Origin of the sequence: Streptomyces sp. SS1-1, assembly GCF_008973465.1 — a bacterium.
Lineage (GTDB): Bacteria > Actinomycetota > Actinomycetes > Streptomycetales > Streptomycetaceae > Streptomyces.
The window spans coordinates 523,712-544,129 of record NZ_WBXN01000004.1; the positions used below are offsets into that span (position 1 = coordinate 523,712).

Here is a 20,418-nt window from a genome sequence, read left to right on the forward strand (position 1 = left end):
CAGCGTGACGCCGCTGGGTGACCAGGCTCGATCGGAGCAGCACCTGTGAGGGAGAGACGATGCAACCGTTCGCGCTCAACTATGCACGGCCGGCAGCGGAGTTGGAGATCGCCGCTGTGTACGTCTACGACTCCGGTCTGCAGTTGAACGTGCTGCGTGACGGGCGCATAGCCGCCAGCGATCACGCGCTCCTGCGGGAATTGGGCACCACGACGTCCACGGCGGGTTCCAAGACTCACTTCGACGACTGAACACAGGCCGCCGAAGATGACCGTCTTGATTCTGACCAACGAAGAGGACGTGACGGCGGACATGGTGGTCGTGCACCTGAACGCCGCCGGTGTCCCGGTGGTCCGGCTCGACCCCGCCGACCTGACCGGCGACGTCGCCCTGTCCGGTGAATACGCGCACGGCACGTTCCACGGGCATCTGTCGTCCGGGGGACGGCTGGTGACGCTGAGTGGGCTGCGGTCGGTGTGGGTGCGCCGTCCGGGTGCGCCCGCCGCGCGGGCCGCCGCTCCCTCGCCGTGGCTCGCGGAGGAGTCCGGCCAGGCCCTCTACGGGATGCTGCGGGCCAGTGACCTGCGCTGGATGAACCATCCGGACGCGGCCCGCCGCGCCCGCCACAAGCCGTGGCAGCTACGGCTCGCCCAGCGCTGCGGGCTGCCCGTCCCCGCCACGTTGATCACGACGTTCCCGCAGGCGGCCAGGGAGTTCGCGGCGCGCCACCCGGATCTGGTGGTGAAGCCGGTGTCGGGTGCGCATCCGCAGGACCCGCCGCGGGCGGTGCCGACCAGCAGGGTGGCTCCGGACGCGGACTTCTCCGCGGTGGCGTTCGGGCCGACGCTGTTGCAGCGCCGGATCGCCAAGCGGGCCGACATCCGGCTGACCGCCGTCGGCGGTGCGCTGCTGGCCGCCCGCAAGCCGGCCGACGCCGACGCCGAGGTGGACGTGCGGTTCGCGCCGTCCGACAGCCCGTGGCGGCCCGTCGAGGTGGGGGCGCGGGTCGCCGAGGGCGTCCACTCCTATCTGCGGCGGGCCGGGCTCGCCTACGGGGCGTTCGACTTCGCCGAGGACGCGGACGGGACGTGGTGGTTCCTGGAGTGCAACCAGTCCGGTCAGTTCGGGTTCGTCGAGGTGGACACCGGTCAGCCGATCGCCCGGTCCATCGCCGAGTGGCTGGCCGGCCCGCTGCCGGGAAGGCCGGCGCACAGCGGCGACGCGGACACGACGATGGTCTGAGGGACGGGATCAGAGGGACGCGGGCCCCGGCGGCAGGGCGGTGCGCTGCCAGGCCGGGGCCGGCGCGGCCTGGCCCCTGGGGGCCGGCGGGCGGCCCGGGGACTGGAGCGGCTGAAGGACGAACTCCAGGTCCCTGCTCACGCGTTCCGCCTCCCTGCGCACCTGGAGGGGGATGTCGCCGCGCTCAGCGATGAGCCGGTCGTAGATGGGGGAATCCTGGAACACCCGTCAACGCGCCTTTCTGTCGTGGCCCTGTGTGCATTTTGGGCACGGCTGTGAAGTCTAGGCGCCGACGCACACTGAAGTACGAATTCTGCCAGAGTGCTTGGGCGGGAGCGGAACCGGTGCTATGGCCCGGGGCTCAGGCGCCCGTGGTGGAGCCCGGCCGGACGATCATCAGCACGGTGACGGTGGCCCACAGGAGATTGAAGATCCCGGTGAACATGGCGAGTCGGACCGTGGCGGGCCGCTCGACGGGCCGTCCGGCGTCCAGCTCCTCCAGCAGTTCCTCCTGCCGGGGCAGCACGAACGCGATGAGGAGGCCGGCGGCGGCCGCCGTAAGGGTGATCGAGGTGATGAGCCAGCCGCTGCCGAGCACCCCCATGGCGAGGGCGGTGGCGAGACCGAGCACGGGGACCGACACCCCGAGGGCCGCGTAGACCCGGCAGACGCGGTGCAGCAGCCGGACCGTGCCCAGCGCGACGGCACCGTCCGCGGCGGGGACGCGCCGCGCCGCGGGCGGGAACATGCTGGCGGCCACGGTGACGGGTCCGACGGCCACGATCGCGGCCAGGACGTGCAGGGTGAGCAGGAACTTGGTCATGGGGAGCGGGGTTCCTCGGTGTCGGCGGGTGATCGGCGCCGCCCACGCTAGAGATCGTCCCCGTTCGCGCACAGTGGCTGGAACGACAGGATCCCACGGGTTCCCGCCAGCCGGTCCCACCGGTGCATCGGTGAGACCCACCTCATGCGACCTGGGATTCTGCGGGTGGCGGGAATCCGCCTAGGGTGCCCTCATGCACACCGTGGCGATCCTGGTCCTCGACGACGTGGTGCCGTTCGACATGGCGGCGCCCTTCCAGATGTTCGGCTGGGCGCGGCTGCCGGACGGGCGCCGGCCGTACCGGGTCCGGCTGTGCGCGGAGCGGCCGGAGGTACGGACGGAGGGCTTCGCCCTGCGGATCGACCGGGGTCTGGACGGGCTCCTGGACGCCGACACGGTCGTCGTGCCGGGCAGCGACCACTCCGGGCCGCCCTCGGCCGCGGTCGTCGCCGCCCTGCGCGAGGCGGCCCGGGCCGGCACCCGGATCGCGTCCGTGTGCTCGGGCGCCTTCGTGCTCGCCGAAGCGGGGCTGCTGGACGGGCTGCGCGCCACGACGCACTGGATGGCCACCGACGAACTGGCCCGGCGTTTCCCGGCCGTGAAGGTCGAGCCGGACGTGCTGTACGTGGACAACGGCTCCGTCCTCACCTCGGCCGGGGCCGCCGCGGGCCTGGACATGTGCCTGCACATGATCCGCCGTGACCTGGGGTCCGCGGTGGCCGCGCACAGCGCGCGGATGTCCGTCGTGCCGCTCGAACGGGAGGGCGGGCAGGCGCAGTTCATCGTGCACGAGCATCCGCCGGTGCCGCGTGGCTCGGCGCTCGAACCGGTGCTGGAGTGGATCGAGGACAACCTGGCCGGGGCGCTCACCCTGGCCGCGATGGCGGAGCGTGCCGGGATGAGCGAGCGCACCTTCAGCCGCCGCTTCCGTGAGCAGACGGGGACCACGCCGCTCCAGTGGCTGCTGCGGGCGCGGGTGCGGCGGGCCCAGTACCTGCTGGAGAACAGCGACCATCCGGTCGAACGCATCGCGCGGCAGGCCGGGTTCGGGTCGCCGACCGCGTTCCGTGAGCGGTTCCGGCGGGTGGTCGGCACCACCCCGTATGCCTATCGCACCGCCTTCCAGGGAAGAACCGTCGCGGAGGCGTCTTCGGTAACGGTGGGATAAATCACCCGAGTCCGTATGGGCCAGCCGACAGTTGGGCAAGAGGTATCGATCCTCCCCCAAGGACGGTGTAGCCCATGAACTGTTTCAGCCGCCTGCTCTGCCTCCTCTACCTGGCCACGAGCGCCGGGCTCGCCTGGGTCACGGTGCTGGAGATCCGGTACGGCCCGGTGTGGGCGGCGTGCCTGTTCGCCGCCGCCAGCCTGGTGCCGGTGATCGCCGTGGTGCGCGAGACCGTGATCGGTGAACAGGACCAGTTGCTGCGGGAGTCGGCCGCTCCGGCCGCGCGGAGCGGCGGCGCCTGCGCCGCCGAGGCGATCGTGCGGGCCGAGCTCGAGGCGGCGTGCTGCGAGCGCTGGTGGACCAGCCTCGGCAGCGAACACGATCTGACCTGCCGTCACCGGTCGCCGCACCGCAGCAGCGCCGCCTGACGCCCGGCCGGCTCAGGTCCGCCGGACCACCTCGACCGCGAGGTCGTTGTCGACCGTGTAGTAGGGCCGCACCGCGAACTCCCCGGCCGTGGCGGCGGGATGGACGAAGATCTCCTTGCGGTCCGCCACGTCGTCGAGCAGCCGGCCGACCCGGACCGGGGGCGCGTCGGCGCCGGACCCCACCCGGACGAAGACGTCCCAGACACGGTCGCCCCTCCCGCTCTCGGGCAGCAGGTCGGCGTGTTCCACGGTGAAGGCGAGGTCGCGGCCGTCCGCCCCGGCGCGCGGTGCCACGGTCCGCTCGACGCCCTTGCCGCCCCGCAGCCTCAGCCGCACCGAGGCCCCCGCGTCGAGCGAGGCGCCGTGCAGGCGGGCCCGGACGGTGGTGGACCGGTCGGTGACGTCGATGCCGGCGACCTCCGCGTGGGCGTCGCGCAGCCAGGTCCGCAGGGCGAGGTACCCGTCCTTGGTGACGTAGGGGATGCGGACGGCCACCGGTGCCACCCGGTCGCGGACGTGCCCGTCCACGAGGGCCCGCAGGTCCCGCGGGCCGGGGCGCAGACGCACCCGCTCTCCCTCAGGCGCGGGCAGCATATACAGGTCCCAGCGGCCCTCGGGCAGAGTGGGCTGCGGGTCGAGGACGGCGTTCAGCCGCCCGTCTCCGCCGGGGGTGAGGTCGAGCGTCCGGAGGGTCTTCTCGGGCTCCCCCTTCCCGGGGCGCAGTCGCAGCAGCAGCCGGGGCGACGGGAAGGCCGCCGGGTCGGGCGGGGCGAGGTGGAAGGTGATCCTGCCGTCCGCGTCGGCCGTGCAGGCGGCGCGCGGGGTGGTGGTGAGCGCGGTTTCGGTCGTCGTGGTCATCGTTGTCCTCCGCGTAGGGCGCGCCGGGCGACGTCGGCCGCGGCGTGGGCGGCGTCCCGGGCGGCGAAGCCGTGGCCGGACAGGGCCCGGCGCAGCCGCGCGGGTTGCGGTGGCGCTGGGGGCCGGCCGGTGCGGCGGGCCGTGGCCGCCGCCTCGATCAGGCGCTCGGCCTGCTCGACGACGGGGACGGGTCCGAAGCGCCGCGCGTTGCTCAGAGCGGTACGGCCCATGCGGCGGCGCAGTTCATCGTCGCCGACGAGGTCCAGCAGGGCGGCGGTCAGGGCGTCCCGGTCGCCGACGGGTACGAGGCGTCCGTCGGCGCCGTCCTCGATGATCTCGGCGGGGCCGTACGGGCAGTCGGTGCTGACGACGGGCAGTCCGCAGCGCATGGCCTCGACGATGGTCATGCCGAAGGGCTCGAAGTTGGCCGCGGTCGCGCCGATCGAGCCCTTGACCCACTCCGCCTCCATCGGCGCGGCGGGGCCCATCAGTAACGCGTTGTCGCTCAGTCCGAGGCGCTGGATGAGCCGGCGCAGCCGGGTGTGCTCCTCGCCCTTGCCGTAGATGCGCAGCTGCCAGTCGGGGTGGGCGGCGGCGACCGGGGCGAAGGCCTCGATGAGCAGGTCGTAGCGCTTGACGGGGACCAGCCGTCCGGCGGCGACGATGACCTTGGCGGTGCCGTCGGCGGGGGGCAGCACCGGGTCGGGCACGCTGTTGGGCAGTGCCTCGACATGGACACCGGGCAGGCGCATCTTGCGCCGGTAGGCGGCGGCGTCGGCCTCGGTGACGGTGGTGAGCACGTCGAGCCGGCGGTAGGCGCGGCGCAGCGCGGTGCGCAGCCGGGGCGGGTGGTTGTCGAGGGTGAGGTGTTCCTGCCCGATGCGCAGGACGTGGTCGGGCGCCTGCCGTGCGAGGTGCACGTTGAGGCCGGGCCGGGTGCCGATGACGACGTCGGCGTCGGTGGTGGCCAGGGTCTCGGCGATCCGCTGGTCCGTCAGCTCGCTGTACTGGTGGTAGCGGTACTCGGCGACCGGGAAGACGCGGGCCGGGCGCTGGTGCAGGGGGTGGTCCTTCTCCTGCCGCAGATCCACCAGGGGGCGCAGCCGTACGCGCGGGTCCAGGGAGTTGTTGGGGTGTTCGCGGTGCCGGAGCACCGAGACGATCTCCACCTCGTGCCGGTCGGCGAGTGCCTGGGCCAGGTTGAAGGTGGTGGTGATCGTGCCCCCTATCCCGTAGGCGTTGTGCAGCAGGAACGAGATCTTCATAGTGGAGCAGACCGAGCCGAGGCCCTGTCAGTTGCCCTGCGTTATCGCACTGTTGTCTAGGCCACCTGGCCGCTGTGCAGGGCGGTGTACGCGCCGTCACGGGCGAGGAGTTCCTCGTGGGTGCCGGTCTCCTGGACGCGGCCGTCGCCCATCACCACGATCCGGTCCGCGCCCCGCACGGTGGACAGGCGGTGCGCCACGACGAATGTGGTCCGGCCGCGCAGCAGCCGGGCCAGGGCCTCCTGGACGAGCGCCTCGGAGCGGGTGTCCAGGGCGGAGGTCGCCTCGTCGAGGACGAGGACCCGGGGGTCGCGGATGAGGGCCCGCGCGATGGCCAGGCGCTGCTTCTGCCCGCCGGACAGGCGTGCGCCGCGCTCGCCGACCAGGGTGTCCAGGCCCTGCGGCAGGCGGTCCACGAACTCCAGCGCGTTGGCGTCCCGCAGGGCCGCCCGGACGGTCTCCTCGTCGGCGTCGTCCATGCCGTAGGCGACGTTCTCGCGGACGGTGCCGTCGAACAGGATGGACTCCTGCGGCACGACCGACAGGAACCGCCGGTAGGTGCGCAGGTCGAGGGTGTTCATGTCGACGCCGTCCACGAGGACACGGCCGGCGGTGGGGCGGATGAACCCGATCACGAGGTTGAGCACGGTGGACTTGCCGGCGCCGGACGCGCCGACGAGGGCGATGGTCTCGCCCGGCGCCACGTCGAGGGTGAAGTCCCGGACGGCGGGCCGGTCGCCGTCCTCGTAGGCGTGGGTGACGGCCTCGAAGGTCACGGCGCCGCGCAGCGCGGTGAGTTCGTCCTTGCCCTCGTTGTCCTCCAGTTCGGGCGCCTGCAGGACCTCGCCGACCGAACGGACCGACTCCAGGCCCTTGGTGATGACGGGCGCCAGACCGGCGAGCGTGGTCGTGGAGTTGGTGAGGGTGGTCAGGAACGCGCTGAGCATGACGACGTCGCCCGGTGTGACGCCCCAGACGCCGTAGTACGAGACGAGTGCCGCGCCGGCGAGGACGAGGACGCCGACGACGTTGAGCACGACCCAGGCGAGCGAGCCGAAGCGGCCGTTGACGAGGTCGAGCCGGATGCCGGAGGTGAGCAGCCGGTGGAGGGTGCCGTCCATGCGCCGCAGCGCCTTGCCCTCCAGGCCGTGGGCGCGGGTGACGGGGATGAGGCGGGTCATCTCGGTGACCCGGGAGGACAGGGTCTCGACCTCGTGCCGGAAGTGCTCGTTGTGGGTGCGCAGCCGGGCCCGCAGCCGGGCGACGACGAGCGCGGCGACGGGGACGACGACGAGGAAGACGGGCACGAACTCCGGTGTGCGCACGGCGATGATGGCGAGGCCGCCGATGAGCACGGTGGTGGCGCCGAGGCCGGTCTCCGCGGTCTGCTGCACCATCTGCTCGACGGTCTCCACGTCGCGGACGACCTTGGCCTGGAGCACACCGGCGCTGACCCGCGCGTGGTAGCCGATGGACAGCTGCTGCATCCGGGTGCACAGCGCGGAGCGCAGTGCGGTGCCCATCCGCCGCACGCTGCCGTACAGCAGGCGGACGTAGAGGACGTGCAGGGGGTAGTTGAGCAGCAGGATGAGCAGGATGACGCCGGTGCTCAGCCAGAGCCGGGAGACCGGCTGGTGCTGCACGACGGTGTCGATGATGAACGCGGTGATCAGGGGCAGCAGCCAGATCGGGCTGTGCTTGACGGTGAACACGCCGACCGCCGCCGCGAGGCGGCGACGGTCGGCGCGGAACAGGTAGGCGAGCGTGCGGACGGGGTGCTCGTCCCGGTAGCGGTGGTCGAGCGGTCTCTCCTGCGACGACGCCATCGGCGGTGCCCTCCCCCCGGGGCCGTGGGATCGGGACGGCGGGTCACACGGCGTCGAGCTCGGCGAACTCCTTCTCGGTGAGGCTCAGTTCGGCCGCGGCGAGCGAGTCCCGGATGGTCTCCGGCCGGCTGGAACCCGGGATCGGCACGACCACGGGGGACTTGGCGAGCATCCAGGCCAGGCAGACCTGCTGCGGGCTCACCCCGTGGGCCTCGGCGACCCGGGCGAACGGGGCGTAGGCGGAGCCGAGTTCACCTGCCTTGGCGATGCCGCCGAGCGGGCTCCACGGCAGGAACGCGATGCCGCGCTCGTCGCACAGGCGCAGTTCCGGCTCGCTGGAGCGGAACGCCGGGGAGAACTGGTTCTGCACGGAGACCAGCCGGCCGCCGAGGATCTCGTCGGCCTCGCGGATCTGGTCGGGGTTCGCGTTGGAGATGCCCGCCATGCGGATCTTGCCCTCGTCGAGCAGTTCCCGCAGGGCGCCGACGGACTCGGCGTACGGCACCCGGGGGTCGGGGCGGTGGAACTGGTAGAGCCCGATGGCCTCCACACCGAGCCGGCGCAGGGACGCCTCGCAGGCCTCCTTGAGGTGCCGGGGGCTGCCGTCCAGGGTCCAGCTGCCGTCGCCGGGGCGCAGATGGCCGCCCTTGGTGGCGACGAGGACGTCCTTGCCCCTCTCGTGGGAGGCGAGGGCCTTGGCGATCAGGGTCTCGTTGTGGCCGACCTCGTCGGCGTCGCGGTGGTAGGCGTCCGCGGTGTCGATGAGCGTGACGCCCGCGTCGAGCGCGGCGTGCAGGGTCGCGAGGGACCGGGCCTCGTCCGGGCGTCCCTCGATCGACATGGGCATCCCGCCCAGTCCGATGGCGCTGACCTCGACGTCCCCGATACGGCGGGTGTGCATGGGTTCGTGACCTCTTTCGCGTCGCGCGGTGGTGGGCGTTCCCGGACCTCACCAGCCTGACCGCCGTGCCGCGCGAGGTCCAATAGAAGAATGAGAACGCATTCAGCGACGGTGCCGCTGAATCGCGTGGCGGGTCCCCGGAGGCGGTGACCGCAAACCGGGCCGCTTGCGCGGTGCCGGGACCGGTGTGGCACGCTCGGCCGGTGTTTCCCGGACTGTGAGAGGCGGCGGCATGCGCATCGGACTGCTAGGAACCGGCCCGTGGGCCCGGATGGCCCACGCCCCCGCCCTGAGCGAGCACGGCGAGCTGGACTTCGCCGGCGTGTGGGGCCGCCGTACGGCTCCCACGAAGGAACTCGCCGACGCCCACGGCGTCCGCGCCTACGACGACGTCGACGCGCTGATCGCCGACGTGGACGCGGTGGCCGTGGCGCTGCCGCCGGACATCCAGGCGGAGCTGGCCGCCCGGGCCGCGCGGGCCGGCCGGCATCTGCTGCTGGACAAGCCCCTGGCGCCCACGGTGGCCCAGGCACGGGAGGTCGTGGCGGCCGCCGGGGAGACCGGGGTGGCCTCGGTGGTGTTCTTCACCGCCCGGTTCCAGCCGGAGACGGAGGACTGGATCGGCCGGCAGGCCGCCGCCGGGAGCTGGTTCACGGGGCGGGCCGAGTGGCTGGGCGCGGTGTTCAGCGGCGAGGACAGCCCGTTCGCCGACTCGCCGTGGCGGCGGGACAAGGGCGCCCTGTGGGACGTCGGCCCGCACGCCCTGTCGGTGCTGCTGCCGGTGCTGGGCGACGCCCGGCGGGTGGCGGCGGCCGCGCACGGTCCCGGGGACACCGTCCATCTGGTCCTGGAGCACTCCGGCGGAGCGTCCAGCACGCTCACGCTGAGTCTCACGGCACCTCCCGCGGCGGCCGGGGCGACGGTGGAGTTGCGGGGCGCGGCCGGGGTGGCGCTCCTCCCGGAGTCCACCGCGACCGCGGTGGACGCGCTGCGCGGGGCGGCGGACGCCCTGCTGGGCGCGGTCCGCACCGGAGAGCCGCACGCCTGCGACGCGCGGTTCGGTCTGCGCGTGACGGAGATCCTGGCGGACGCGGAGGCCCGGCTCGCCGCCGGAGGCTGACGAGCGGGCCGCCCGCGCGGAGCACACTGGGGCCTGGAGGGAGCCTAGAGGTTGTAGCCGCCGGACACCTCGATGGTCTGGGCGGTGACCCAGCGGCTCTCGTCGGAGACGAGGGTGGCGATCATCGCGCCGATGTCGTCGGGCTCCCCGACCCGGCCGAGCGCGGTCCGCTCGGCGAGCGCCGGGATGATCTCCGGGAACCGGGTGAAGGCGTCGTCGCCGAGCCGGGTGCGGGTCGCGCCCGGGGCGACGCCGTTGACGCGGATGCCACGCGGGCTGAACTCCTTGGCCAGGGCCCGGGTCAGGACATCCAGTCCACCCTTGACGGCGGCGTAGGCGGAGTAGCCGGGCTGCAGCCCGGAGGACGTGACGTTGCTGCTGGTGTTGACGACGGAGCCGCCGTCCGCCAGCAGCGGGAGCAGGGTCTGGGTGAGGAAGTAGGGGCCCTTCAGCAGGACCCGCATCAGCCGGTCGAAGTCGTCCTCGGTCGTGTCCTCGAACATCGCGGTGTGGGCGATGCCGGCGTTGTTCACGAGGTGGTCGAAGGTGTCGCGCCGCCAGACGTCCCGCAGCGCGTCCGTGACGGCGTCGCGGAAGGCCGGGAAGCCGGCGCTGTCACCGACGTCCAGGGGCAGGGCGACGGCGGTACCGCCGGCCTTCTCGATCGCGGCGACGGTCTCCAGGCCGCCCTCCTTGTTCCTGCCGTAGGTGAGGATCACCCCGACGCCGCGCTGGGCGATCTCGAGGGCGGCGCTGCGCCCGATGCCGGAACTGGCCCCGGTGACGATGGCGACCTTCATGGCGTCTCTCCTTCGCGGAAATGGTTCATATCTGTCGCCCCGGCTTGCACCGGAACAACCTCGATGCCTCCATTCAAAGCCTCTGACCTGCACAAACGTTAGAACGATCCTCTCGCTGACCTGCACGATCCTCCCGCGTACGGGAACAGGGGCCCGGTGCGGTGCTGCAATGGACGTATGGACCTCACGGAACTCAAGGCGCTGCTCGCCCGGCACGCGCGGCCCGACTCGACGACCGCGATCGAGGGCGTCCATGTCGCGCGGATCGACCGGTCCGGACCGCCGGCCCCCGAGACGTCGGGCACGATCCTCGCGGTCATCGCCCAGGGGGCCAAACGGCTCGCTCTCGGGGACCGCGTCTTCGAGTACGGCCCCGGCGAGTACCTGGTCGCCTCCGTCGACCTGCCCGTCACCGGCCAGTTCACCCGGGCCGGCCCCGAGCACCCGGCGCTCGGCTTCGGCATGGTCCTGGAGCCGTCGGCGGTCGCGGAGCTGCTGCTCCAGGCCGGACCGGGGGCGGGCGCCCGGACCGGCGGCGGCACCCCCTCGGGGATCGCCGTCAGCACCGCCTCCGACGCGCTGCTCGACGCCGTGGTACGGCTGCTGCGCCTGCTGGACGAGCCGCGCGACCGCGACGTCCTCGCCCCGCTGGTGAAGCGGGAGATCCTGTGGCGGGTGATCACCGGCGAGCAGGGCGCGACGGTGCGTCAACTGGGCCTCGCCGACAGCGGTCTGAGCCATGTGTCACGTGCCGTGCGGTGGATCCGCGAGCACTACGCGGAGCCCTTCCAGGTCGAGGACGTGGCCCGGATGTCCGGCATGAGCGCCTCCGCGTTCTACCGCAACTTCCAGGCGGTGACCGCGATGAGCCCCATCCAGTTCCAGAAGCAGATCCGGCTCCAGGAGGCACGGCTGCTGCTGGCCACCAGGCCCGGTGACGTCACGGGGGTGGGCCGCAGTGTCGGCTACGACAACCCCTCGCAGTTCAGCCGGGAGTACCGCCGCCAGTTCGGGACACCGCCCAGCCGGGACGCCGCACGGCTGCGCCGCACGGCACGCGGCGCAGCGGGCGCCCCGTCCTGAGCGGTTCGGCTAATCGCCGCTCGGGGGCTGGAAGTTGATCCGCTCATTGACGACGGGGAAGCCCGCCTTGGCGAAGTGCGCGGCCATGGGGGCGTTGCCCTGGTCGGTGGACGCGGTGACCCGCTCGGCGCCGTGCCGGACCAGATGGTGGGTGCACTCGGCGAGCAGGTCGTAGGCGTAGCCGTGGCCGCGTTGCTCGGGGACGACGCCGATGAACCCGATGGTCGGTCCGGACGGGTTGTGCGCGGGGACGTGGATGCCGGCGAGCTCGCCGTCGGGTGTCCGGGCGATCCGCCACCACTCCCGCGGGGAGGGGCACCAGTGGAAGAAGTCCAGCTCCTCCTGGGCGGCGAGGTCGAGGCCGCCCTCCTCGATGGCGCGCAGCGCGTGGGCGTCGAGGGTGGCGGAGTGGATGCGCCGCAGGGCGTCGAAGAAGACGGCGTCGTCCGGCTCGGGCTCGAACCGCAGACGTCCGGGGCGCTCGGGCAGCCCCAGGTCGGGCGTCCAGCGGTACTGGAAACGCTCGACGAGCAGGGTGTGGCCGGCCGCGCGTGCGGCGGTGAAGCGGGCCTCGGCGGCCGACGTGAGGACGGGGTCGTCCCGCCATCCGCCGGGCAGGTTGATCTCCAGCTCGACCTGCCACGGTGAGGTGCGCAGCAGCGCGGCTCCGGCCTCCTCCTCGCCCTCGGCGACGTCGAACCAGTTGACGTTGACCGGCTCCTGATCGTCCGGGCCGCCCCACCAGGCACCGCGGGCGACGACGGTTCCGTCGCGCAGGGCCACCCGTTTCCACTCGGGGCGGAACACGGTCCTCAGGTGTCCCTCGGCGGCGGAGAGCGGATCGGGGTGGGCGTCGAAGAGTTCGGCGTCGGCGGCGGTGAGCGTGCGGATGACCAAATCGGTCATGAAGTCCTCCGGGTCGCGGACGGTGAAAGCCCCCGGACGGTACGTGGCCTCTTACGCCACCGTCCACGGCTTTTCCCGGCCAGCTGGCCTTCGCGCCCCTTCCGGCTTTCCGGGGAGCGCTCTCAAAGGTCCCGGACGCCTTAAGGCGGCCTTAGGCAAAGATTAAACGATCGTGCATGTTTCATGACCATCGATATTTCCCCAGGTCAGAGCGGTTTCGGCTCGACGCGAGCCTGTTGGCCCCTGCGGAAGGGGTGCGTACCATCGGGGCCCATCGACGGCATGGCCCTCGTTTCAGAGAGCGCTCTCAGAAGGCTCTCACGGACGTCGGAGGAGCAGCCGCCGACCAAGGCACCCGCTCGACACCCCCGGGAGACCCCCCACATGACATCCCGACACCAGCGCCCCCTCGGCCGCCGCCGGCTCCTGTTCGCCCTCGGCGGCGCGGCGGTCGCCGTCCCCGCCATCGCCACCGTCGCGCCGTACGCCCTCGCCGGGACGTCCGGGGACGGCGAGGCGAAGGCGGCGGCCGACACGCTGCCGCTGACGATCGTCAACAGCAACGGCGAGTTCGACGACGCGAACGTGCACGTCTACGTCGTCGGCAACCAGGACGGGCGTCAGGTGCGCCTCACCCCGGAGGGCACCCTCGCGCCGATCGCCCTGTCGGACAACGGCGCCGACGGCTTCACCGACTACGCGATCAGCCTCACCGGGAGCGAGACCAAGCTGTCCCTCCCCCACATGTCCGGCCGGATCTACGTGGCGCTCGGCGAGAAGCTCAAGTTCAAGGCGGTCGCCGACGGGAACGGGAACGCCGCGCTCCAGTACCCGGCCGGCTGGGTCTCCTCGGACCCCAACTTCCCGGTGCTGCACGACTGCGCCGAGTTCACGTTCAACTCCTCCGGGATGTTCTGCAACACCACCATGGTCGACATGTTCAGCGTCCCGCTGAGCATCCGGCTCACCGGTGACAAGGACCAGACGACGGGCAAGCTGAAGGCGGGCGGGCGCGCGAGCGTCTTCGACGCGGTCCGCGCGGCCGGGGACTTCGCCGAGCTCGTCGTGGACGACACCCGGGTCATCGCGCCCGGTCACGGCCTGGACGCCGGCCTGTTCGCCAAGGACTACTTCGCCCCCTACATCGACGAGGTGTGGAGCACGTACACGGGCCGGGACCTCACCGTGAAGACCAACGCGGGCACGTTCACGGGCCGGGTGCGCGGCGACCGCTTCACCTTCGACGGGCCCGCCCAGGTGTCCTTCGCCAAGCCGTCGACCCGTGACGTGCTGTTCTGCGACGGCAATCTGGCCGCCCCCAACGACGGCACCACCGGACCGGTCGCGGCCATCCTCGGCGCGGGTTTCAACCGCTCGACGCTGCTCGGCGAGCCGGCCCAGCCGACGACCGACCCCACCGGGTTCTACGGCACCGACCTCACCAACCACTACGCCAAGGCCGTGCACGCGGCCACCGAGGACGGCCGGGCGTACGGCTTCGCCTTCGACGACGTCGCCGACTTCGCGTCGTACATCCAGGACACGGCGCCGACCGGGCTGACGCTGACGCTCACGCCGTTCGCCTGATCCCTCCGGGGCGCGGGGCGGCCCGGGGCGGGTTTCCGTCCCGGCCCGGGGAGGTACCCCGAGGGTCCGGGGCACGGTGCGCTCGCGGGCCCGCGGGGCCCTCCGGATGCAGGAGGCGCTCCCGCGATGAATGGTGGGTAGCAGACCCGATGACCGCACCGGGCCCGAACCGAAGATCCCCGGATCCGAGGGAGCAGAGATGATGCCGACGTCCCAGCCCGAAGCGTCCGGGCCGTCCGAGGAGCGTTGCACCCCGGACGACCTGCTCCACGCCCGCACCGGCACCGAGGTGTCGCCCGAGGACATCGTGCTTGCCTCGGGCAAGGACCTCACGGCGCACAACCTTGAATGGGCCAAGCGCAAGATCGAGGCGGAAGGGCCCTCCGCCCTGGAGAAGCTGCTGCCGTAGAAGTCCCCCACGGCCCCGACCGCGCGGGCCGCCCAGGGTGCGAGCCGACGCCCGGGGCGGCCCGCGCGGCGTCGTAGGCCCGCCGGAGTCACGCGTCGAGGGTCACGCGTCGAGGCAGAGGACCGGCACCCGCTGGATGAGGTTGTTGGCGAACCCCCCGCGGTTCCACGGCGGTCGCAGCGGCTGGGTGCGGCCGTCGGCGTCGGTCGCGCGGGCGCTGAGCACATGCGCGCCGGGGACCGCGGTCCACGAGTGCCGCCAGCGGCGCCACGCCCAGCGGTGCCCGTCGCCGGGGTCCAGTTCCGCCGGGCGCCAGGTGGCCCCCGCGTCCGTGCTGACGTCGACACGGGTGACCGGCGCGTACCCGGACCAGGCCCGCCCCTCCAGGGTCACCGGGCCGGGCCGCAGCACCCGGGAGCGGGACATGAAGTCGGGGAAGCCGGGCGGGACGAGCAGGGCGCGCGGGGCGATCCGGGTCACCGGCTCCCCCGGGTCCTCGGGCCGTCGGCGCAGCCGGTAGGCGGCGGTGTGCTGGAACCCGGTGAACGGCTCGTCGACGACCGTGATCCCGCGCAGCCACTTGACGTGCGCCATGCCGTACCAGCCGGGCACGATCAGCCGCAGCGGCCGGCCGTGCTGCGGGGGCAGCGGGGCGCCGTTCATCGCGTACGCCACCAGCACCTCGGGGTCCTCGCCCGCGGCCACCTCCATCGGCAGGGCCCGCTGGTAGTCCTGCTCGACTCCGCGCTCCACCCCGTGGTCGGCGCCGGTGAAGACGACGTCGACGCCCTCCGCCCGCACCGACGCCTCGGCGAGCAGCAGCCGCAGCGGGACACCGGTCCACTCGGCGGTGCCGACGGCCTCCACGAGCCAGGGCTGGCTGACCGGCCGGGGGTCCAGCAGGGCCCGCCCGTTGCCGGCGCACTCCAGCGTGACCCGGGTGGTCACCCGAGGGAACGCCGCGAGGTCGGCCGGGGCGAGGCTCAGCGGGCGCCGGACCCGGCCGTCGACGGTCAGCCGCCACGCGGTGGCGTCGGGGACGTACGGGATGTCGTAGTGCGTGAGCACGTAGTGCAGGCCCGGCGGTGTGAGGTCGTGGCGCAGAGTCTCCAGCGGCAGGCCGTGGTTGCGCGCGGCGAGCGCCAGCTCGTCCGGGCCGATGCCCTCGCCGGGGCCGGCCAGCCGGGCCGGTGCGCTCGCGTCGGCGAGTCGGTGACCCATGTCCGCCATTATCCGCGCGGTGCCGCCGGGCCGCCCGCCCGCGTGGATGGTTGCCCGCTCACCCTTCCGGAACAGGGCACCGGCTGCCAGACTCCTGAGGTGCCCGACTACGACATGCTCGTCATCGGATCAGGACCGGGCGGCCAGAAGGCCGCCATCGCCGCCGCCAAGCTCGGCCGTCGCGTCGCCGTCGTGGACCGCCCCGACATGGTCGGCGGCGTCTCCATCCACACCGGGACCATCCCGTCCAAGACCATGCGCGAGGCCGTGCTCTATCTGACCGGCCTCACCCAACGCGATCTGTACGGGCAGAGCTACCGGCTGAAGGACGACATCACCGTCGCCGACCTGACCTCGCGCACCCGGCACGTGGTGGGCCGCGAGGTCGACGTCATCCGCAGCCAGCTCTCCCGCAACCAGGTGTCCCTGTACGCCGGCGTCGGCCGCTTCGTCGACCCGCACACGGTCGCGCTGCGCGAGATCACCGGCCAGGAACGGCTGCTCACCGCCGAGCACATCGTCATCGCCACCGGCACGCGGCCCGCGCGGCCCGCCAGTGTGGAGTTCGACGGGCGGACGATCATGGACTCGGACAACGTGCTGTCGCTGGAGCGGGTCCCGCGGTCCATGGTGATCGTCGGGGCCGGGGTGATCGGCATGGAGTACGCGTCGATGTTCGCCGCGCTCGGCAGCAAGGTCACCGTGGTCGAGAAGCGCCCGGGGATGCTCGACATGTGCGACGTCGAAGTGATCGAGTCGCTCAAGTACCACCTGCGGGACCTCGCGGTGACGTTCCGCTTCGGCGAGACGGTCGCCGCGGTGGAGCGGCACGCCCGCGGCACGCTCACGGTCCTGGAGAGCGGCAAGAAGATACCGGCCGACGCCGTGATGTACTCGGCGGGCCGGCAGGGTCTCACCGACGAACTGGACCTGCCCAAGGCCGGGTTGAGCGCGGACGACCGGGGCCGGATCACCGTGGACGAGCACTACCGCACCGAGGTGCCGCACATCTACGCGGTCGGCGACGTCATCGGGTTCCCCGCGCTGGCGGCCACCTCGATGGAACAGGGGCGGGCGGCGGCGTACCACGCGTGCGGGGAGCCCGTCGGCCGGATGCACCATCTGCAGCCGATCGGGATCTACACCATCCCGGAGATCAGCTTCATCGGCCGGACCGAGGACCAGCTCACGGAGGAGCGGGTGCCGTTCGAGGTCGGCATCTCCCGCTACCGCGAGCTGGCCCGCGGGCAGATCATCGGCGACTCGCACGGCATGCTGAAGCTGCTGGTCTCGCCCGAGGACCGCACGCTGCTGGGGGTGCACTGCTTCGGCACGGGCGCGACCGAACTCATCCACATCGGCCAGTCGGTGATGGGGTGCGGCGGGACGGTCGACTACCTGGTCGACGCGGTCTTCAACTACCCGACGCTCGCGGAGTCGTACAAGGTGGCCGCCCTCGACGCCACGAACCGGCTGCGGCAGATCGACCACATCGTCGACTGAGCGAACGAGGGGCCCGAGGGGCCGGGGCGGCGTCTACAGGTCCTCGTCGTCCACGACGTGCATCGCGGCCTCCTCGGCGCCGGCCGCCCCGGCGTCGATGCCCACGTCGGAGGCGATCTCCTCCTTCACGGCGTCGGTGTGCGCGCCCTCGTCCGGGGCGACCAGGCGGCCGGCCCGCTCGTCGCCCGCCTCCGGGTCGACGGGTTCGCCCTCGCCGCCGGGCAGGTCGCCCACGTCGTCGCCGGCGGGCACCCCGACGTCCGGGACCTCCTCGGCGAGCCGCTGGTCGAGGCTCTCGCCCTCGTGCTGCTCGGCCGCCGTGGTGCCGTACTTGGTCACGCCGAGCGGCTTCTCCGGCGGTGAGTAGCCCTCGTCCAGGGTGTCGTCGTACGTACGCTCGTCGAGGGCGTCCTGCAGGTCGAGCGGCGCCCCGTCCTCCTGCTCCTCGTTGCCGCCGGTCGGCTGGTACGCGTCGTCGGCCATCGGGGTGTTCTCGCTCATGCCTGCCTCCCTCACTCCAGGCGCGGCCACTGTCGTGCCCGCGCGTGTCCTGGACCGCGTTTCCCAAAGCACCGCGTCCAACCCAGGAAGATCCCCGACGCCCCCGTACGGCCGTCCACTTGTGGCTATCATCACTGCGCACACCGCGTGACGACCCGGCGACGCAACGGCGTACAGTGTCCGCCACCCCCATGTCGGCCGCCCCCGACCCGAGGTCATCCCTTGGAGGTTCGTGGCGTTGTCCCACCCCCCACACTCTTTACGGCGCCGGGGCCGGGGTCCCGTGCGCCGTGCACGACGGAAAGCGGCGCAGCCATGAGCAACCCCCGGGGCAGAGGGCTCCAGGCCAACGCCCTCGGCACCTTCGACACCGTGGTGATGGCGGTCGCGGGCAGTGCCCCGGCGTACTCGATCGCCGCGACCACGGCGGTCCTGGTGGGCGCGGTGGGCCTGGCCAGCCCCGCCGCGCTGCTGTACTGCGCGATACCCATGCTGGGCATCGCGCTCGCCTTCAGCCGGCTCAACCGGATCGCCGTGCACGCCGGGGCGGGCTACTCGTGGGTCGCGCGCACGCTCCATCCCTTCCTGGGGTTCCTGAGCGGCTGGGCGCTGGTCGTCTCGGCGACGATCTTCATGGTGGCGGGGTCGCTGCCGGCCGGCGCGATGACGCTGGCCCTCTTCGACGAGGGGCTCGCCCACGACACCGCGCTGTCCACCCTGGTGGGCGCGTGCTGGTTCCTGGTCATGCTGCTGGTGGTGCTGGGCGGGGCACGGCTCACCGTGTGGGCCCAGTTCGTGCTGACCGGGGCCGAACTGCTCATCCTGCTGCTGTTCGCGGTGCTCGCCCTGTTCCGCGCCGACGGGGCCCGCGCGTTCGACTGGTCGTGGCTGGGTTTCGGGCACTTCGACGGCGTCGCCGGGTTCTCCTCCGGGGCGCTGATCGCCGCGTTCTACTACTGGGGGTGGGACGTCGCGAGCAACCTGAGCGAGGAGACCCGGGACAGCCGCCGGACGACGGGGCTCGCCGGTCTGATCGGGGTCGGTGTCGTCTTCCTGCTGTTCGAGGTCCTCACCATCGCGGTCAACGTCATCCTGTCGTCCGGGCAGATGCAGGCCAACGGCGCGAACGTGCTGGCCGTGCTCGGCGAGCAGGTGTGGCCGGGCTGGGGCGGCAAGGTGCTGATCGGGGCGGTGATGCTGTCCACCGTCGCGACGCTGGAGACCACGCTGATCCAGGTGACGCGCTCGCTGTTCGCGATGGGCCGGGACCGGACGATGCCGGCCGCGCTCGGCCGGGTGCACCGGCGCTGGAACACGCCGTGGGTGGCGATCGCGGTCGTCGGGGTGGTGGCGCCGGCGATGTTCGTCGCGTCCAACCTCCTCGGCACGGTGGGCGACATCCTCCATGAGGCGATCGCCGCGATGGGGCTGCAGATCGCCGTCTACTACGGGCTGACGGGACTCGCGGCGGTCGTCGCGTACCGCGGGCTGCTGCTGCGGTCGGTACGGGACTTCGTGCTCGGCGGGGTGTGGCCGCTGTTCGGGTCGCTGTTCATGTTCGCGATCCTCGTCGAGTCGCTGAGCGAGCTGAGCGGCTGCGCGATCACCATCGGCATCGGCGGCCTGGCCGTCGGGGCGATCCCGATGTTCTGGTACTGGCGGCGGGGCAGCGACTACTACCGGCCGGCCCCGCTGGACGCCACGCGGACCGTCGAGGCGGACTACGTGCCCGCCGCCCGCCAGGGTTCCTCCTCCCTCGTCCACGAGGGCTCTCCCACCGACTTCTGACGGAGGCCCAGATGGCGCGAGGCGGTTCCCGACGCGATCCCACCCCCGACTTCGACCCCGACTGCGGCGACGCCGAACTCACCCGCGCCCGCCAGGACATCGTCATCGGCCGCTGGCAGGGCCTGCGCGAACTGCTGCGGGACACCGGCCCCTGCTGGGCGTCCCGCGGGCACCGGGTCCGCTCGCTCGCGCAGGCGTGCGCGGCCAGTTCGACGGCGGAGTCCTGGCTGGCCGCCGAACCCCGCGACGCCGACGCGCTCGTGCTGCGGGCGGCGACCGAGACGGCCCGGGCGTTCAGCCTCGCCGTGGCCGCCGGGCGGGGCGTCCCCGTCGACCAGCGGCGCGTCGACGCGGCGGTCCTGGCGTGCCTGCGGGCCACCGAGGCGCACCCGGAGGACCCGACCCCGTGGGTGTCGCTCATCTCCGTCGCGCGGCTGTACCCGTCCGGGGTGCGGCGGCAGGAACTGGGGCGCTGGTGGGACGAGTTGCACCGCCGCGACCCGTACAGCGTCGAGGGGCACCTCCAGGTGCTCCACTACTACTCGTCCCGGTGGCACGGCTCGCACGGCCTGATGTACGACTTCGCCCGGGACGCGGCCGGGGTGGCGCCGCCCGGCTGCCCGCTGCCGGTGCTCGTCCAGTACGCGCGGGTCGAGGAGTACCGCTACGCCCTGGACGCCAGCGGCGGGCAGCACGCCTCCATGGGTCTCGGCACGCACTGGAGCGGCCCCGGCGCCGTCGGGGACGTCCGCCGCACCTGGGAGCGCTGGATCAAGGGCCGCCCCGGCACCACCGTGGCCCCGGCCGAGGTCCGCGACCTCAACCACCTGGCACACGCCGCCTGTCAGGCCGGCGTCCACGACATCGCCGGCCCCCTCCTCCACATGCTGGGCACCCGCGCCACCCGCACCCCCTGGGCCTACACCGGCGACCCGGCGAAACAGTTCGTCCGCTGGCGGCGCGAGACGGGGGTACGGGACTGAACGCCG

General features: G+C 72.8%; 21 protein-coding genes. 11 read left to right on the forward strand and 10 right to left on the reverse strand.

The genetic code is table 11. The annotated features are described in order from the left end of the window. The first annotated feature begins 59 nt into the window (after positions 1–59). Positions 60–251, forward strand: coding sequence for a putative ATP-grasp-modified RiPP (tgmA, locus tag F8R89_RS03375; protein WP_062672239.1), 192 nt, complete (start codon positions 60–62; stop codon positions 249–251). A 16-nt stretch (positions 252–267) separates the two neighbouring features. After that, positions 268–1,242, forward strand: coding sequence for an ATP-grasp ribosomal peptide maturase (tgmB, locus tag F8R89_RS03380; RefSeq protein WP_151782534.1), 975 nt, complete (start codon positions 268–270; stop codon positions 1,240–1,242). A gap of 9 nt (positions 1,243–1,251) precedes the next feature. Here the strand turns inward: tgmB and F8R89_RS03385 are convergent, their stop codons facing one another. Both F8R89_RS03385 and F8R89_RS03390 read right to left on the reverse strand, forming a co-directional pair. Then, positions 1,252–1,467: a hypothetical protein gene (locus F8R89_RS03385; protein ID WP_151782535.1), complete on the reverse strand. Its 216-nt coding sequence runs from the start codon at positions 1,465–1,467 to the stop codon at positions 1,252–1,254. Positions 1,468–1,603: 136 nt separating this feature from the next. Then, the gene (locus tag F8R89_RS03390; RefSeq protein ID WP_151782536.1) at positions 1,604–2,065 is read right to left on the reverse strand and encodes a DUF2269 family protein; all 462 of its coding nucleotides are present in this window, start codon (positions 2,063–2,065) and stop codon (positions 1,604–1,606) included. 193 nt (positions 2,066–2,258) lie between these two features. On the opposite strand from F8R89_RS03390, the gene F8R89_RS03395 reads away from it, so the two are divergent. Both F8R89_RS03395 and F8R89_RS03400 read left to right on the forward strand, forming a co-directional pair. Next, on the forward strand, positions 2,259–3,233 hold the full coding sequence (locus tag F8R89_RS03395) for a GlxA family transcriptional regulator (RefSeq protein ID WP_151782537.1): 975 nt from the start codon (positions 2,259–2,261) through the stop codon (positions 3,231–3,233). 74 nt (positions 3,234–3,307) lie between these two features. Next, the gene (locus tag F8R89_RS03400) at positions 3,308–3,661 is read left to right on the forward strand and encodes a hypothetical protein (RefSeq protein WP_151782538.1); all 354 of its coding nucleotides are present in this window, start codon (positions 3,308–3,310) and stop codon (positions 3,659–3,661) included. Positions 3,662–3,673: 12 nt separating this feature from the next. Here the strand turns inward: F8R89_RS03400 and F8R89_RS03405 are convergent, their stop codons facing one another. From F8R89_RS03405 to F8R89_RS03420, 4 genes are read right to left on the reverse strand one after another with little or no spacing between them, the layout of a single operon-like run. Then, entirely contained in the window at positions 3,674–4,519 is an 846-nt protein-coding gene (locus F8R89_RS03405; protein WP_151782539.1) for a transferase, read from the reverse strand. Continuing rightward, positions 4,516–5,784: a glycosyltransferase family 4 protein gene (locus tag F8R89_RS03410; RefSeq protein WP_151782540.1), complete on the reverse strand. Its 1,269-nt coding sequence runs from the start codon at positions 5,782–5,784 to the stop codon at positions 4,516–4,518. The genes F8R89_RS03405 and F8R89_RS03410 overlap by 4 nt, the downstream gene beginning before the upstream one ends. Positions 5,785–5,840: 56 nt before the next feature. After that, on the reverse strand, positions 5,841–7,610 hold the full coding sequence (locus F8R89_RS03415; RefSeq protein ID WP_151782541.1) for an ABC transporter ATP-binding protein: 1,770 nt from the start codon (positions 7,608–7,610) through the stop codon (positions 5,841–5,843). A 43-nt stretch (positions 7,611–7,653) separates the two neighbouring features. Continuing rightward, positions 7,654–8,511 (reverse strand): aldo/keto reductase, encoded by an 858-nt coding sequence (locus F8R89_RS03420; RefSeq protein WP_151782542.1) that lies wholly within the window; start codon positions 8,509–8,511, stop codon positions 7,654–7,656. Positions 8,512–8,743: 232 nt separating this feature from the next. Between F8R89_RS03420 and F8R89_RS03425 the strand changes: the two genes are divergently transcribed. Then, a complete protein-coding gene (locus tag F8R89_RS03425) occupies positions 8,744–9,631 on the forward strand; it encodes a Gfo/Idh/MocA family protein (RefSeq protein WP_151782543.1) in 888 nt (295 codons plus the stop codon). Between the two features lie 44 nt (positions 9,632–9,675). Here F8R89_RS03425 and F8R89_RS03430 read toward each other — a convergent pair whose 3' ends face one another. Beyond that, positions 9,676–10,431, reverse strand: coding sequence for an SDR family NAD(P)-dependent oxidoreductase (locus tag F8R89_RS03430; protein WP_151782544.1), 756 nt, complete (start codon positions 10,429–10,431; stop codon positions 9,676–9,678). Between the two features lie 177 nt (positions 10,432–10,608). Between F8R89_RS03430 and F8R89_RS03435 the strand changes: the two genes are divergently transcribed. Beyond that, positions 10,609–11,514: an AraC family transcriptional regulator gene (locus F8R89_RS03435; RefSeq protein ID WP_151782545.1), complete on the forward strand. Its 906-nt coding sequence runs from the start codon at positions 10,609–10,611 to the stop codon at positions 11,512–11,514. Between the two features lie 9 nt (positions 11,515–11,523). Here F8R89_RS03435 and F8R89_RS03440 read toward each other — a convergent pair whose 3' ends face one another. Continuing rightward, positions 11,524–12,420 carry a GNAT family N-acetyltransferase gene (locus F8R89_RS03440; RefSeq protein WP_151782546.1) on the reverse strand — a complete coding sequence of 299 codons (897 nt, stop codon included), beginning with the start codon at positions 12,418–12,420 and terminating at the stop codon, positions 11,524–11,526. Positions 12,421–12,804: 384 nt separating this feature from the next. Here F8R89_RS03440 and F8R89_RS03445 point away from each other — a divergent pair, with 384 nt between their 5' ends. Together F8R89_RS03445 and F8R89_RS03450 are read left to right on the forward strand one after the other, a co-directional pair. Next, positions 12,805–14,007: a beta-1,3-glucanase family protein gene (locus F8R89_RS03445; protein ID WP_151782547.1), complete on the forward strand. Its 1,203-nt coding sequence runs from the start codon at positions 12,805–12,807 to the stop codon at positions 14,005–14,007. Between the two features lie 202 nt (positions 14,008–14,209). Next, positions 14,210–14,416 (forward strand): hypothetical protein, encoded by a 207-nt coding sequence (locus tag F8R89_RS03450; protein WP_151787982.1) that lies wholly within the window; start codon positions 14,210–14,212, stop codon positions 14,414–14,416. A gap of 102 nt (positions 14,417–14,518) precedes the next feature. Here the strand turns inward: F8R89_RS03450 and F8R89_RS03455 are convergent, their stop codons facing one another. Beyond that, entirely contained in the window at positions 14,519–15,637 is a 1,119-nt protein-coding gene (locus F8R89_RS03455) for a sulfite oxidase (protein ID WP_151782548.1), read from the reverse strand. A gap of 99 nt (positions 15,638–15,736) precedes the next feature. Between F8R89_RS03455 and sthA the strand changes: the two genes are divergently transcribed. After that, the gene (sthA, locus tag F8R89_RS03460) at positions 15,737–17,140 is read left to right on the forward strand and encodes a Si-specific NAD(P)(+) transhydrogenase (protein ID WP_151782549.1); all 1,404 of its coding nucleotides are present in this window, start codon (positions 15,737–15,739) and stop codon (positions 17,138–17,140) included. Between the two features lie 33 nt (positions 17,141–17,173). On the opposite strand, the gene F8R89_RS03465 is transcribed toward sthA, so the two are convergent. Further along, positions 17,174–17,641: a DUF5709 domain-containing protein gene (locus tag F8R89_RS03465; RefSeq protein ID WP_151782550.1), complete on the reverse strand. Its 468-nt coding sequence runs from the start codon at positions 17,639–17,641 to the stop codon at positions 17,174–17,176. 315 nt (positions 17,642–17,956) lie between these two features. Here F8R89_RS03465 and F8R89_RS03470 point away from each other — a divergent pair, with 315 nt between their 5' ends. After that, positions 17,957–19,429 carry an APC family permease gene (locus F8R89_RS03470; RefSeq protein ID WP_151782551.1) on the forward strand — a complete coding sequence of 491 codons (1,473 nt, stop codon included), beginning with the start codon at positions 17,957–17,959 and terminating at the stop codon, positions 19,427–19,429. 11 nt (positions 19,430–19,440) lie between these two features. Further along, complete coding sequence (locus F8R89_RS03475; RefSeq protein ID WP_151782552.1) at positions 19,441–20,412, forward strand: hypothetical protein; 972 nt, start codon at positions 19,441–19,443, stop codon at positions 20,410–20,412. Positions 20,413–20,418 lie beyond the last annotated feature (6 nt).

Bases quoted from the DNA above. Each gene is read 5' to 3' on its own strand.
- tgmA (WP_062672239.1), top strand. From the start codon at position 60: ATGCAACCGTTCGCGCTCAACTATGCACGGCCGGCAGCGGAGTTGGAG.
- tgmB (WP_151782534.1), top strand. From the start codon at position 268: ATGACCGTCTTGATTCTGACCAACGAAGAGGACGTGACGGCGGACATG.
- F8R89_RS03390 (WP_151782536.1), bottom strand. From the start codon at position 2,065: ATGACCAAGTTCCTGCTCACCCTGCACGTCCTGGCCGCGATCGTGGCC.
- F8R89_RS03395 (WP_151782537.1), top strand. From the start codon at position 2,259: ATGCACACCGTGGCGATCCTGGTCCTCGACGACGTGGTGCCGTTCGAC.
- F8R89_RS03400 (WP_151782538.1), top strand. From the start codon at position 3,308: ATGAACTGTTTCAGCCGCCTGCTCTGCCTCCTCTACCTGGCCACGAGC.
- F8R89_RS03405 (WP_151782539.1), bottom strand. From the start codon at position 4,519: ATGACCACGACGACCGAAACCGCGCTCACCACCACCCCGCGCGCCGCC.
- F8R89_RS03410 (WP_151782540.1), bottom strand. From the start codon at position 5,784: ATGAAGATCTCGTTCCTGCTGCACAACGCCTACGGGATAGGGGGCACG.
- F8R89_RS03415 (WP_151782541.1), bottom strand. From the start codon at position 7,610: ATGGCGTCGTCGCAGGAGAGACCGCTCGACCACCGCTACCGGGACGAG.
- F8R89_RS03420 (WP_151782542.1), bottom strand. From the start codon at position 8,511: ATGCACACCCGCCGTATCGGGGACGTCGAGGTCAGCGCCATCGGACTG.
- F8R89_RS03425 (WP_151782543.1), top strand. From the start codon at position 8,744: ATGCGCATCGGACTGCTAGGAACCGGCCCGTGGGCCCGGATGGCCCAC.
- F8R89_RS03430 (WP_151782544.1), bottom strand. From the start codon at position 10,431: ATGAAGGTCGCCATCGTCACCGGGGCCAGTTCCGGCATCGGGCGCAGC.
- F8R89_RS03435 (WP_151782545.1), top strand. From the start codon at position 10,609: ATGGACCTCACGGAACTCAAGGCGCTGCTCGCCCGGCACGCGCGGCCC.
- F8R89_RS03440 (WP_151782546.1), bottom strand. From the start codon at position 12,420: ATGACCGATTTGGTCATCCGCACGCTCACCGCCGCCGACGCCGAACTC.
- F8R89_RS03445 (WP_151782547.1), top strand. From the start codon at position 12,805: ATGACATCCCGACACCAGCGCCCCCTCGGCCGCCGCCGGCTCCTGTTC.
- F8R89_RS03450 (WP_151787982.1), top strand. From the start codon at position 14,210: ATGCCGACGTCCCAGCCCGAAGCGTCCGGGCCGTCCGAGGAGCGTTGC.
- F8R89_RS03455 (WP_151782548.1), bottom strand. From the start codon at position 15,637: ATGGGTCACCGACTCGCCGACGCGAGCGCACCGGCCCGGCTGGCCGGC.
- F8R89_RS03465 (WP_151782550.1), bottom strand. From the start codon at position 17,641: ATGAGCGAGAACACCCCGATGGCCGACGACGCGTACCAGCCGACCGGC.
- F8R89_RS03470 (WP_151782551.1), top strand. From the start codon at position 17,957: ATGAGCAACCCCCGGGGCAGAGGGCTCCAGGCCAACGCCCTCGGCACC.
- F8R89_RS03475 (WP_151782552.1), top strand. From the start codon at position 19,441: ATGGCGCGAGGCGGTTCCCGACGCGATCCCACCCCCGACTTCGACCCC.